This is a genomic window from Pseudomonas sp. MDT1-85, assembly GCF_054898065.1.
Genome location: NZ_CM142715.1, coordinates 4,351,448 through 4,364,506 on the forward strand (window position 1 = coordinate 4,351,448; position 13,059 = coordinate 4,364,506).

The following is a 13,059-nucleotide window of genomic DNA, read 5'->3' on the forward strand; positions in this document are numbered from 1 at the left end:
TCAGATCAGGCGATTGCGCTTGGCGAAGTCCCGCAGGTGCACCGCCGCGTTCAGCCCGAGCTTCAGGATTAAACGAGTCTTGTAAGTGCTGACCGTCTTGTGACTCAGGTGCATCAGCTCGGCGATTGTTTTGTTGGCCACGCCCAAGGCCAGATACCGCAGGATCGTCAGTTCGCGGTTGGAGAGGTTGTCGATCATCTGTTTTTCGCTGCGTTGCAGGGCGTCCTGCGATCCCGAAGGCAGCCGCGCAAAATAGGTATAACCGGTCATGACCGCATGCACGGCTTTTTGCAATTGACTCAGGACGTTGGTCTTGGCGACATACGCCATGGCCCCGGCGCGCATGCAACGATCTTGAAAGAACTCCGGGTCCAGCGATGTGAACACCAGCACCAGGCAGGACCAATCACTGGCCTTGATCCGTTCCAGCACATCCAGCCCATCGCCTTCGGGCATGACCAGATCCAGCACCACGAGCGTGGGTGAATGCTCTCGGAGCATCGACAACGCTTCGCTACCGCTGGACGCCTCATAAATCCGTTTGAAACCCTCCTTCTCCAATACGATTTTGACTGCGGCGCGTACCACCGGATGATCGTCCACAATCAGCACTGACTTCATGGTAATTCCCTGTGCAAAGACCTGACGATTGCGCACGAATGCACGCCGGATAACAACGAACCGGGCGCCACGGCTGCGCTAAGACTTTTGCATGGAAGGCAGAAAGAATGTACCTGACAGAATTGATAGTACCGATGAACGGTAGTCCCGAAAATCAACCGATCCGTTGCCGATATCGCGCTTGATTCAAGGGGGGTGCAGCTTCACACGCCGGTGGATCGATGCGCGTCATCAGCCGTTGAATGGAGGCAAGATCAGGCGGCGCGGCGCGGCCTTCGTAGATCAAGGCGTGCTGAACCTGGCGGTTATCGCGAAAGAACCCAGACAGGTCCAATGCCCCACCCGCCAGTGAGGCATTGATGACAACCAGATCGAATGGCTCGCAGCCGTACTCGACCAGGGTCAGCATCTGCGCAAGGCTGGGTACCAGCGCCACCCGGTAATAACCGAGCTGATTGAACAGCCGTTCGGTTTTCATCCGGTGAAAATGTTGCTCGTCGGCGATCAGGATACGCAGGGCTTTGTTGATCATCGCGGGCCTCCAAGTCAATCAATGACTGATGAGTGAGGCGGCAAGGCTACGCAAGACTCACGGAGCATTCTGTAGGACGTTTCCTAAAAACTGTGTCACTTGTCCCTCAGCACATGGATCTCAGGGAACGGGCCGGGATTCGCCGCGCCGTTGCAGCGCGGGATTCTTCAGAAAGGTTCAGGGCTCAGGATTCTGGATTTGTGGTGCTTCGCAGGGCCCTGTCGCGAGCAGGCTCGCTCCCACAGTGGATCCTCAGTGAGCACAGAGTTTGTGTAAGACAAAGATAAAATGTGGGAGCGAGCCTGCTCGCGATGGCGGCCTCACAGCCACCACAAATCTCAGCTGGCAGTCGCCAACAACACATCCATCACCGACCGGCCATGCCCACGGGTTTTGCCATGGTCATACAGCGAACCGGCAATTTCATCGGCGCGGATCGGCAGGATCGACAGCAAGGTGTCGCTCAAGCCGTGGCTGGCCTGGCAGAAGCCCTGCATGTAGATGCCGGCCTTGCAGCGCTCGTCGGTGATCAGTTTGTAGTTGCGATCGACCTCGAAATCCCCCAGGTACTGTTCCAGCGGCGCCAGCAGTTTGCGGTGCATCTGACGCTCATAACCGGTGGCCAGCACCACGGCATCGTAATGGCGAACCGTGACTTCACCGGTGGCGTTATTGCGCACCGACAGCTCGATACCGCGCTCGGTGGCGGTGGCTTTCTCGACGGTGGTCAGGGTATGGAACGCATGGCGCGCGATGCCCGAGACTTTCTGCCGGTAGAAGATGCCGTAGATGCGTTCGATCAGGTCGATGTCCACCACCGAATAGTTGGTGTTGTGGTACTCGTTGACCAGGCGCTCGCGTTCGCTGCTGGCCTGCTGGAACACCAGGTCGGTGAACTCCGGCGAGAACACTTCGTTGACGAAGGGGCTGTCATCGGCCGGTTTCAGGGCCGAGCCACGCAGGATCATGTCCACCTGCACTGACGGGAAGCTGTCGTTCAGGTCGATGAAGGCTTCCGCCGCACTCTGCCCGCCGCCGATGATCGCGATGCTCATCGGTTGGTTGTTCACGCACGGCTGCTTGGCCATGCGCTCCAGGTACTGGGAGTGGTGGAACACCCGGCCGTCATCCTTGAGTGCCTTGAACGCATCGGGAATGCGCGGTGTACCGCCGGCGCTGACCACTACCGAACGCGTGGTGCGCACATGCTGCTGGCCTTGCGTATCACGCGAGATCACCCGCAGCGCTTCGACCTGCTGGTGGTGCAGCACCGGTTCGATGGCCAGCACTTCCTCGCCGTAGCGGCTCTGCTCGGTAAATTGCCCGGCGACCCAGCGCAGGTAGTCGTTGTACTCCATGCGGCACGGATAGAAGGTGCCGAGGTTGATGAAATCCACCAGACGACCGTGGTGCTTGAGGTAATTGACGAAGGAATACGGGCTGGTCGGGTTACGCAGCGTCACCAGGTCCTTGAGAAAGGAAATCTGCAGTTCGCTCTGGGTGACCAGGGTATTGCCGTGCCAGCGGTAGTCCGCTTGCTTGTCGAGAAACAGCACATCCAGCTCGCCCTGGCTCGGCCCGCGCTCTTGCAGGGCGATGGCCAAAGCCAGGTTCGAAGGGCCGAAACCGACGCCGATCAGGTCGTGAACGATGGGCGATGCAATTGCCTGTGTCATTTCCAGTGTCCTCTGGATGAACCCCGGAGCAGCGGGGATAAAGCCTGGGTGACCTGACCGGCCTTGTGCGGCAGCAGATCGTCTGTTGAATAGGAACGAGGACAATGAAAAAAAATTTAACCAGGCCTGACTAAACGGTGGCGATCAGGGAGCATCCCACTGGCGCATTCGCACCCGGCAATGCTTCATCGCATTGACGATGTGCTTTTCCACCAGCGCCCGGGAAATACCCAGCTGCTCGGCGATTTCCGGGTGCGACAAGCCGTCGATCTTGCGCAAAAGAAAACTCTCGCGACACAGCCGTGGCAGCTCCGCCAGTGCGCGCTGAAGCATGTCCAGGCGTTGACCGTGATCGATACTGTTGTGGGGGGATGGCGTGAAGTAGCGCTCTTCGCTGTCGAGCACGTCCAGGGATTCGACCTGCCGCAAGGCATTGCGTCGGTGGTCGTCGATCACCAGATTGAGCGCGGTGCGATAAAGAAACGCCCGGGGTTGTTCGATCGGCGTGTCACTGGAACGCTCCAGTACCCGCAGATAAGCGTCATGCACCACATCTTCGGCCACCTGACGGTTGCCTAGCTTGGCGTTCAGGAAACACACCAGCTCGCGATAGTAGTTTTCCAACATGACTCCCGGTTCTTGGGCCAATCTGTGCCATAAAGAGTGCGCCATAAGAGATGGCGGCACGATGATGGCAGCGCGCAAGAGGCGTAATTTATAGTAATTCTCATATAGATTTAAAGCACTGGATCCATTTGCCTGAGAAATAACCTCATTGCCGAGCTGTAACCCCATGTATCAAGGCTTAAATTCCGCGCTGGGGTTCTCGTTTACAGGACAGCTTCCCGTGTCTGTCGGTCCACCGACAACGTTCAGCGGCGCCGGTCACTGCCGCGCTCGCCGAGCGACGGGCCGATTTTCACCGGCTGGAACCCCGCATGAAACGTCCCCGCCCTACCCGACGCGCCCTGTTTGTCGCTCTGTGCCTGATCCCCGCCGTAGCCCTGGCCGCCTGGCAAGTGATCCCGCCGGGGCGTGAGGAACTCGCCACCGCCGCCGTGACCCGCGCCGATATCGAAAACAGCGTGACCGCCCTCGGCACCCTGCAACCGCGACGTTACGTCGACGTCGGCGCCCAGGCGTCCGGGCAGATCCAGAAGATTCATGTCGAGGCCGGCGACCAGATCAAGGAAGGCCAATTGCTGGTGGAGATCGATCCCTCGACCCAGAAAGCCAAACTCGACGCTGGACGCTTTTCCATCGACAACCTCAAGGCCCAGTTGCAAGAGCAGCGCGCCCAGCACGACTTGGCGCAGCAAAAGTACCAGCGCCAGCAGAACCTCAAGGCCGGCGGCGCGACCCGCGAAGAAGATGTGCAAACCGCCCGCGCCGAAGTGCGGGCGACCCAAGCGCGCATCGACAGGTTCCAGGCACAGATTCGTCAAGCCCAGGCCAGTTTGCGCAGCGACGAAGCGGAGCTGGGTTACACACGGATCTACGCGCCAATGTCCGGCGCAGTGGTCGCCATCGGTGCCCGGGAAGGCCAGACCCTCAACGCCCAACAACAGACGCCGCTGATATTGCGCATTGCCCGGTTGTCACCGATGACCGTATGGGCGGAGGTTTCGGAAGCCGATATCGGCCAGGTCAAACCCGGCATGACCGCCTGGTTCACCACGCTCAGCGGTGGCAACCGGCGCTGGAGCAGCACCGTACGGCAGATTCTGCCAGTGCCGCCGCGCCCGCTCGAACAGCTGCAGGGCAGCCCCACCAGCGGTCGCAGCGGCAGCGACCGAGTAGTGCTCTACACCGTGTTGCTGGATGTCGACAACGCCGACAACGCCTTGATGACTGACATGACCGCCCAGGTATTTTTCGTCGCCCAGCAGGCGCAGAACGTGCTGACGGTGCCCACCGCGGCCCTGCAAAACGGCACCGCGGTGGATCGCCAAGTGACGCAAGTGGTGGCGGCCAACGGCGAGATTCAGCGCCGCGAGGTTCGCACCGGGATCAGCGACCGGTTACGCACGCAGATTCTCGACGGGTTGGCGGAAGGCGATCATGTGCTGAGCGCTCCGCTCACCGGCAGCGGAGGCTGAATGCAAACGCCCCTGATTGACTTGCGACAGATCCGCAAAGCCTACGGAGGTGGCGACAGCCCCGTGGTGGAAGTGCTGCGCGGCATCGACCTGTCGATCCATGCTGGCGAATTTGTCGCCATCGTCGGCGCCTCCGGTTCCGGCAAATCGACCCTGATGAACATCCTTGGCTGCCTCGATCGCCCCACCAGCGGCGACTACCTGTTCGCCGGGGAAAACGTCGCCGGCCTGGGCAGCGACGAACTGGCCTGGCTACGGCGCGAGGCCTTCGGCTTCGTGTTTCAGGGTTACCACCTGATCCCGTCCGGATCGGCCCAGGAAAACGTCGAGATGCCGGCCATTTATGCCGGCACCCCGGCGGACGAACGCCATGCCCGCGCGGCGGCCCTGCTCGAGCGCCTCGGCCTGGGTTCGCGCACCGGCAATCGTCCGCATCAGCTCTCCGGTGGCCAGCAGCAACGGGTATCGATCGCCCGCGCCTTGATGAACGGCGGCCACATCATCCTCGCCGACGAACCCACCGGCGCTCTCGACAGCCACAGCGGTGCCGAAGTCACGACCCTGCTCGACGAACTGGCCAGTCAGGGGCACGTAGTAATCCTGATCACCCACGACCGCGAAGTGGCCAAGCGCGCCAACCGGGTCATCGAAATCCGCGACGGCTTGATCATCAGCGACACCGCCACACATCTCTCGGCCGCTCCACGTACGGCTCGTCCCGGCGCGCTGCAAGCCGTGGACCTGCGCCAGCGTTTGAGCGTCGGCAGCGAGCCCAATGGCGCCTGGAAAGGCGAACTGGTAGACGCAGTTCAAGCGGCCTGGCGCGTGATGTGGATCAACCGCTTCCGCACCGCCCTGACGCTGCTCGGGATTGTCATTGGCGTCGCGTCGGTGGTGGTGATGCTGGCGGTGGGCGAAGGCAGCAAGCGACAGGTGATGGCGCAGATGGGCGCCTTCGGTTCCAACATCATTTACCTCAGCGGCGCCGCACCCAATCCGCGTACACCGCCCGGAATCATTACCCTCGATGACGTCGCCGCGCTCGCCAACCTGCCCCAGGTGCAGCGGATCATGCCGGTCAACGGCTCGACGGCTGGCGTGCGTTTCGGCAACGCCGATCACACCGCCTATGTGGGCGGCAACGACACCAACTTCCCGAGCATTTTCAATTGGCCGGTGGTTCAGGGCAGCTATTTCACCCAGGCCGATGAAGACAGCGCCGCCGCGGTCGCGGTGATCGGCCATAAGGTCAGGGAGAAGCTGTTCAAAGACCTGGCCGACCCGATCGGCCAGTACATCCTGATCGAAAACGTGCCGTTTCAGGTGCTAGGCGTGCTGGCCGCAAAAGGCTCCAGTTCCGGTGACTCCGACAGCGACAATCGCATCGCCGTGCCCTATTCGGCCGCCAGCGTGCGTCTGTTTGGCAGCCGCAACCCCGAGTATGTGGTGATCGCCGCCAAGGATGCGCACAAGGTCAAGGAGGCCGAGCAGGCGATCGAACAAACGATGCTGCGCGAGCACAAGGGCAAGCGTGATTTCGAACTGACCAACAACGCCGCCATGATCCAGGCCGAAGCCCGCACCCAGGGCACGCTGTCATTGATGCTTGGTTCGATTGCGGCGATTTCGCTGCTGGTCGGTGGCATCGGCGTCATGAACATCATGCTGATGACGGTGCGCGAACGCACCCGGGAAATCGGGATTCGCATGGCCACCGGCGCCCGTCAGCGCGACATCCTGCGCCAGTTTCTCACCGAGGCGGTGATGCTCTCGGTGGTCGGCGGTGTCGCCGGCATCGGCTTGGCGCTGCTGGTCGGTGGCGTGTTGCTGCTGAGCAATGTCGCGGTCGCGTTCCAGTTGTTCGCCGTGCTCGGCGCCTTCGGCTGCGCCCTGGTCACCGGTGTCATCTTCGGCTTCATGCCTGCCCGCAAGGCTGCCCGGCTCGATCCGGTCACGGCCCTTACCAGTGAATGATCGACCTATGAAAGTGCCCCTGACCCTTCTGGCCGCCAGCCTGTTGCTGGCCGCCTGCAGCAACCCTGCGCCGCGCCCCGACAGCGGCCTGCAACCACCCGCCGCCTGGCAATCGCCGAACACCGCGGCAGCTGCACACAGCAATCGGCAATGGTGGATGCAGTTCGGCAGCCCGCAACTGAATCGCCTGATCGAACAAGCAAGCGTGGGCAGCCACGACCTGGCCGCCGCCGTCGCCCGGGTGGAGCAGGCCCAGGCCAGCGCCACCATCGCCGGCGCCCCGCTGCTGCCCGAACTCAAGGCTGGCCTCAACGCCAATCGCCAACGCTTGCTGCATGGCAAGGGCTACAGCCAACTGGACGCCAGCCCCGATAATCGTTCGCTGAATTATTACGATACGGAACTGAGCGCCAGTTACGAAATCGATTTCTGGGGCGGCAAACGGGCGGCTCGGGACAGCGCCCTGCTCGGCCTGCAGGCCAGCGAGTTCGACCGGGCCACCGTGGAGCTGACCTTGCAAAGCGGCGTGGCCAACAGCTACACCCAAGCCTTGTCATTGCGTGAACAGCAACGGATCGCCGAGTTGAATCTGGCCAACGCCCAAAGCGTGCTGCGATTGGTACAGACCCGTTACGACGCCGGCAGCGCCACCGCGCTGGAACTGGCTCAGCAAAAAAGCCTGGTGGCCGAACAGCAACGCAAACTGCCACTGGTGCAGCAACAGGCCCGGGAAGCGCGGATCACCCTCGCCGCCCTGCTCGGCCAACCGCTACAGGCGCTGACGCTGACGGAGCAGCCGTTCGATCAATTGCATTGGCCAGAGATTGCCAGCGGCGTGCCCAGTGAGTTGTTGAGCCGTCGCCCGGACATCGCCAGCGCCGAAGCCAAACTCTCCGCCGCCCAGGCCGACGTGACCGTCGCCCGTGCGGCGATGTTGCCCACCCTGACGCTCACCGCCAGTCTGGGTACCGGCGCTGACCTGGCTTCGGATCTGTTGCGCACCACTTTTTACAACCTGTCCTCGGGGCTGGTGGCGCCGGTTTTCAACAATGGTCGCCTGAGCGCCGCCCGCGACAAAGCCACGGCGCGCCAACAGGAATTGCTGGAAACCTATCGCGGGGCAATTATCAATGGCTTCGCCGATGTGGAAAAAGCCCTTAACAGCATTCATGGGCTGGACGAACAACGTCAGTGGCAAGGGGAAGAACTGAGCCAGGCGCAGACCGCTTTCGACATCGCCCAGAGTCGCTACCAGGCCGGCGCCGAAGACCTGCTCACGGTGCTGCAAACCCAGCGCACGCTGTATGCCGCCCAGGATATGAATGTGCAGCTGAGGTTGTCGCGGTTGCAGGCCAGTATTGCGCTGTACAAGGCGTTGGGTGGGGGGTGGCAAGTCCTTTAGCTCAGTGTGAGCATTGAGATCGCTATCGCGAGCAGGCTCGCTCCCACATTGGATTTGCGTCGTACACAAACACTGTGTACAGCGACGTCCAGTGTGGGAGCGAGCCTGCTCGCGAAAGAACGATAACGCGGTCTATCTGCTTAAACCGGCCACCCCTTGACCTTCAAATGCCGCGCATACCACGGTCGTCGGGGCACTTTGCGCAATAGCTCGCTCATGTTGTCTTCATCGCCAAAGGTGATGCGCAACGCCAGCTTCATGGTTTCAGGATCCATTTCCACCGAGCGCCCCGTTTGCAGGCCCGGGATTGTGCTGCAACCGTGGGTGTCCGGCCCGAGCCACGGATCGCCGACTTCCACCCAGCGCCCCGGCGCAAACCACGGCACGCCGTTGACCTCCAGGCGGCTCAGTTCGCCGGGGTGAAACCGTTCATGGGCGCGGAACCAGTCTTCGATGCGATCGTCGATCCAGCCGTGGAAACGCCAGAACACCGGGTTGACGTGGGACGAAAACGGATCGCCGAGAAAATCGTTTTCCGGGGCATACCAGCGCGCCGCGAAGTCGGCCTGATCCCGGGCCATCGGCACCGGTATCTCGTTGGATGGATCCCGGGCCACCGACGCCCAACGCATGTGCAGCCAGTCGTGCAGGCCCAGCTCGACCTCGGAGCCGAACTGGCCGAGGGTCAGTTTCGACAGGTAACGCGGATCCCGGTACTGCGACTCCCAGACCTGGAAGTTGCTGTGATAGGTCTCTACGGCTTTGATGTCACTGACCCACTTGGTGTATTCGTCGTCGCCCTCGGTCAACCAGGTCGGCGGCAAGGCATTGCCATCGTGATTGTCGAAATAGCGCGCGAAGCCCTGGCGATCGCGCTCAAGTTCCGGCTGCGGCAAGGGGAACGCCGGCCAGGAAGGCAAATCCTGCATGGACCGGGCAATGCCGAGCATGTGCCGGTGCATGAAGAAAAAATCGATGCCCGAACCGTTTCGGTCCTTGCGCGGACCGCGGGCATCACGCTCCTTGTCCCGTGGGCCGGGTTGCCAGCCGATACCGCGCAACGCCTCGCGCTTTTTCTCCGAAAGCTTGTGCCATTTGTCCCGGGACGCGTGCCAGAGCTGATGAAACAATCGATGCTCGGGGGACACCAGCCACGCCAGAAACGCCGGGTTGAGGGCAGTTCGCTCCCGTGCTTCGGGAAACCGGCGCTTGATGGCGATAAAGCGATTGTCGAGTTCGGGCAAACCCAACGGGCGATTCAGGCTCAGCACCTGGCCGCTGAACGTGCCGCTGCCGGCGTTGCCGAAAGCGGCCCAAACCTCATCGAGTTTTGCCTTGAACTCATACACCGGCGCCACCAACGGGGCGTCAGTGCGCATCAGTCGCCAGTACAGTTCAGCACCAGTGGCCGGTGCCAGATCGCCGATGACCTGATAGCACGGCAGGCCTTCCCCGCGCAGTTGAGTGCCGGTGTCCAGGCAACCGCGCAACCCTCGCCCGCGATGGGCGATATCGAGAAACAGCTCCAGCCCGTCCTGCGGCAAGCCATCAAGCCCGGCATCGCTGCCGACAAATCGAATGTCCCAGACTCCGCGCAAGCTGTCGGCCAGTTGCTGCCCGGCGGTGCTGGCCAGGTCGACCGTGGCCTCCCCCGGCGTGATCGGTTCCTTTTCCCGGGTCAGCTCACGATGTGCATAAAAAACGGCAGGCACCGCAGCGCTCGTGAGCGCCAGGCCCGCCATGAACCAGCGTCGAGAAATCGTCATTGCCCTACCTGTGTCAGCCATGAAGCAGGCTTTATCCAAGCTAGAACGTTTGTTGCGTCTACAAATTTAAATGCGCCCCCTGTAGGAGCTGCCGAAGGCTGCGATCTTTTCGGGGCCACCAGAGATCAAGATCAAAAGATCGCAGCCTTCGGCAGCTCCTACAAAGGGATCGCATTTCAAATGTAGGCGTTGGCGCCGCCTGCGATCTTTTCAACGACCACCTAAATTCCTGCCTCGGTCACTCGTTCTTCCCAGATAGCAAAGGCCCCTGCGCCTGCACCGGGGCGGCGAACCTGACTGAGATGGCGATGAAAAAAACACGTTCGAAAAAAGCTCTGTACCTCGGCCTGCCACTGGCCTTGGCGATCAGTGCCGGCGCAGGCTGGCTGGTCTGGGATTACGGGTTCAAGGACAATCCCGGCTACCCGGTCAAGGTCATGAAACAGGCCACTGAACTGCAGGGGCGGATCCTTTCCTTCGACAGCCACATCACCGTCCCCCTGAGTTTCGGCGCCCACGGCAACGAGGCCGACAAGGACGGTTCCGGCCAGTTCGATTTGATCAAGGCCAACCGTGGCCGACTGTCCGGCGCGGCCCTGACGGTCTTCGGCTGGCCAGAAATGTGGAACGGCCCGAACGCGCCGCACAGGCCCACCGACGGTTTCGTCGAAGAAGCACGCAACCAGCAGGAAGTGCGCTACAAAATCATCTCCGGGCTGGTGCGCGATTTTCCCAATCAGGTCGGCATCGCCTACACCCCCGACGACTTCCGGCGCCTGCACGGCGAAGGCAAGTTTGCGATTTTCATCAGCATGCTCAACGCCTACCCGCTGGGCAATGACCTGAGCAAACTGGACCTGTGGGCCAGCCGCGGTATGCGCATGTTCGGTTTCAGCTACATCGGCAACAACAGCTGGGCCGATTCGTCACGACCGCTGCCGTTTTTCAACGACTCACCCGATGCCCTCGATGGGCTGTCGGACATCGGCAAACAAGCGGTGCAACGCCTGAACGATTTGGGCGTGATCATTGATGTGTCGCAGATGTCGACCAAAGGCCTGGAGCAAGTGGCGCAACTGAGCCGCACGCCAATGGTGGCCTCGCACTCGGCGCCACGGGCTTCGGTGGACATCCCGCGCAACCTCAGCGACAAAGAGCTGCAGCTGATCAAGAACAGCGGCGGCGTAGTCCAGGTGGTCGGTTTCTCGCAATACCTCAAACCGTTGACCCAAGGCACCCAGGACAAACTCAACGCCCTGCGCACGCGTTTCGATCTGCCGCCATTGCCCAACCTGGCGATGGCGCTGATGCCCGGCGACCCGATCATCACCGCCTGGTCCGAACAGAAGCTCGGTCAATACGCCAGCGGTCTGTACGCCATTCTTGAGGAAGAACCCAAGGCCACACTCAAGGATCTCGGCGACGCCATCGATTACACCGTGCGCAAGGTCGGCATCGACCATGTCGGCATCGCCTCGGACTTCAATGATGGCGGCGGCATCAAGGGCTGGGAAAATGTCGGCGAAATCCGCAACGTCACTGCCGAACTGATTCAGCGCGGTTACTCCGAAGCCGATATCGCCAAGCTCTGGGGCGGTAACTTCCTGCGGGTCTGGGAACAGGTGCAAAAAGCCGCGAAGCCCACGCTGATTTCTCGCCAGCAAACGGTAAAGCCATGAGTGACCGTCGGACTTTTCTGAAACAGGCCGGGGTTCTCGCCGCCGGCCTGCCGTTGGGTGCCGGCCTCGGCTCACCGGTCGCCGCCGCGCAGATGCAAACCCTGCCCCGGGACAAATGGGCGCAATTGCGTCAGCTGTTCGACCAGGACCCGAACTATATCCACTTCGCCAATTTTCTGGTGACCTCCCACCCCAAACCGGTGCGCGAGGCCATCGCCCGTCACCGCGCCGCTCTCGATCTGAATCCCGGGCTGGCCATGGACTGGCACCAGGGTGTGACCCACCAGCGCGAAGAAAACGTGCGGCTCTGGGCCGGTCGGTATTTGCAGGCCAAACCGACACAGATCGCCCTCACCGGCAGCACCACCGAAGGCCTGGCGATGATTTATGGCAGCGTGCAGGTGCGCCCCGATCAGGAAATCCTCACCACGGTTCACGAGCATTACTCCACGAACAACATCCTGCATTTTCGCAACCAGCGCGATGGCACCCGGGTGCGCAAGATTCAGTTGTTCGAGCAGCCACAGTCGATCTCGGCCGATCAGGTGCTGGATACCATCAACCGCAACATCCGCCCCGAGACTCGCGTGCTGGGCATGACCTGGGTGCACTCGGGCAGTGGCGTGAAGCTGCCGATCAGCGACATCGCCGGACTCGTGGATGAACACAATCGCCAGCGCGATGACAAGGACCGGATCGTTTACGTGGTCGATGGCGTGCACGGCTTTGGTGTCGAAGACCTGAGTTTCCCGGCGATGAACTGCGACTTCTTCATTGCCGGCACCCACAAATGGATGTTCGGCCCCCGCGGCACCGGCATCGTTTGCAGCCGCAGCGAAGAGCTCAAGTATGTAAGCCCGAGCGTGCCGACCTTCTCCGAAGCCACGACCTTTTCCACCACCATGTCCCCGGGCGGCTATCACGCTTTCGAACATCGCTGGGCCGTGGATGAAGCATTCAAATTGCACCTGGAACTGGGCAAGGCCGACGTCCAGGCGCGCATCCATCAGCTCAACAGCTACCTGAAACAGCGTTTGCTGGAGCAGCCGGGCGTCGAGCTGGTCACCCCGCTCGATCCGAAGTTTTCGGCGGGGTTCAGCTTCTTCCGGGTCAAGGGTCAGGACGGCGACGCCGTGGCCGCTCACCTGATGCAAAACCGCATCGTCAGCGATGCAGTCAGCCGCGACGTCGGCCCGGTGATCCGCACCGCCCCGGGCCTGCTCAATACCGAAGCCGAGGTGGACCGTTTCATCGACGTGCTGGGCAAAAAACGTTCCGCGTGAACCCTCGCTGCGAGGCACCGTTTTCCT

General features: G+C 61.5%; 10 protein-coding genes. 5 read left to right on the forward strand and 5 right to left on the reverse strand.

Annotation, left to right across the window (positions count from 1 at the left end; translation table 11 throughout):
• The 4 genes from ACYZT2_RS19705 to ACYZT2_RS19720 all read right to left on the reverse strand — a co-directional run bounded on the left by ACYZT2_RS19705 (position 1) and on the right by ACYZT2_RS19720 (position 3,456).
• Positions 1–621 (reverse strand): response regulator, encoded by a 621-nt coding sequence (locus tag ACYZT2_RS19705; RefSeq protein ID WP_461966597.1) that lies wholly within the window; start codon positions 619–621, stop codon positions 1–3.
• Between the two features lie 154 nt (positions 622–775).
• On the reverse strand, positions 776–1,153 hold the full coding sequence (locus ACYZT2_RS19710) for a response regulator (RefSeq protein ID WP_461966599.1): 378 nt from the start codon (positions 1,151–1,153) through the stop codon (positions 776–778).
• A gap of 338 nt (positions 1,154–1,491) precedes the next feature.
• The gene (locus ACYZT2_RS19715; protein ID WP_461966601.1) at positions 1,492–2,829 is read right to left on the reverse strand and encodes a lysine N(6)-hydroxylase/L-ornithine N(5)-oxygenase family protein; all 1,338 of its coding nucleotides are present in this window, start codon (positions 2,827–2,829) and stop codon (positions 1,492–1,494) included.
• A 144-nt stretch (positions 2,830–2,973) separates the two neighbouring features.
• Positions 2,974–3,456 carry a sigma-70 family RNA polymerase sigma factor gene (locus ACYZT2_RS19720; RefSeq protein WP_461966603.1) on the reverse strand — a complete coding sequence of 161 codons (483 nt, stop codon included), beginning with the start codon at positions 3,454–3,456 and terminating at the stop codon, positions 2,974–2,976.
• Positions 3,457–3,767: 311 nt separating this feature from the next.
• Here ACYZT2_RS19720 and ACYZT2_RS19725 point away from each other — a divergent pair, with 311 nt between their 5' ends.
• The 3 genes from ACYZT2_RS19725 to ACYZT2_RS19735 are packed head-to-tail and all read left to right on the forward strand — an operon-like array spanning position 3,768 to position 8,304.
• On the forward strand, positions 3,768–4,928 hold the full coding sequence (locus tag ACYZT2_RS19725) for an efflux RND transporter periplasmic adaptor subunit (protein ID WP_461966605.1): 1,161 nt from the start codon (positions 3,768–3,770) through the stop codon (positions 4,926–4,928).
• Complete coding sequence (locus ACYZT2_RS19730; RefSeq protein ID WP_461966607.1) at positions 4,929–6,902, forward strand: MacB family efflux pump subunit; 1,974 nt, start codon at positions 4,929–4,931, stop codon at positions 6,900–6,902. It begins immediately after the preceding gene.
• A gap of 7 nt (positions 6,903–6,909) precedes the next feature.
• Positions 6,910–8,304 carry an efflux transporter outer membrane subunit gene (locus ACYZT2_RS19735; RefSeq protein WP_461966609.1) on the forward strand — a complete coding sequence of 465 codons (1,395 nt, stop codon included), beginning with the start codon at positions 6,910–6,912 and terminating at the stop codon, positions 8,302–8,304.
• A gap of 140 nt (positions 8,305–8,444) precedes the next feature.
• On the opposite strand, the gene pvdP is transcribed toward ACYZT2_RS19735, so the two are convergent.
• The gene (pvdP, locus tag ACYZT2_RS19740; protein WP_461966611.1) at positions 8,445–10,070 is read right to left on the reverse strand and encodes a pyoverdine maturation tyrosinase PvdP; all 1,626 of its coding nucleotides are present in this window, start codon (positions 10,068–10,070) and stop codon (positions 8,445–8,447) included.
• Between the two features lie 308 nt (positions 10,071–10,378).
• On the opposite strand from pvdP, the gene pvdM reads away from it, so the two are divergent.
• Both pvdM and pvdN read left to right on the forward strand, forming a co-directional pair.
• On the forward strand, positions 10,379–11,749 hold the full coding sequence (pvdM, locus tag ACYZT2_RS19745; RefSeq protein WP_461966613.1) for a pyoverdine-tailoring dipeptidase-like protein PvdM: 1,371 nt from the start codon (positions 10,379–10,381) through the stop codon (positions 11,747–11,749).
• Entirely contained in the window at positions 11,746–13,032 is a 1,287-nt protein-coding gene (gene pvdN, locus ACYZT2_RS19750) for a pyoverdine-tailoring periplasmic protein PvdN (RefSeq protein WP_461966615.1), read from the forward strand. Before pvdM ends, pvdN begins: the two co-directional genes overlap by 4 nt.
• The last annotated feature ends 27 nt before the right edge of the window (positions 13,033–13,059 follow it).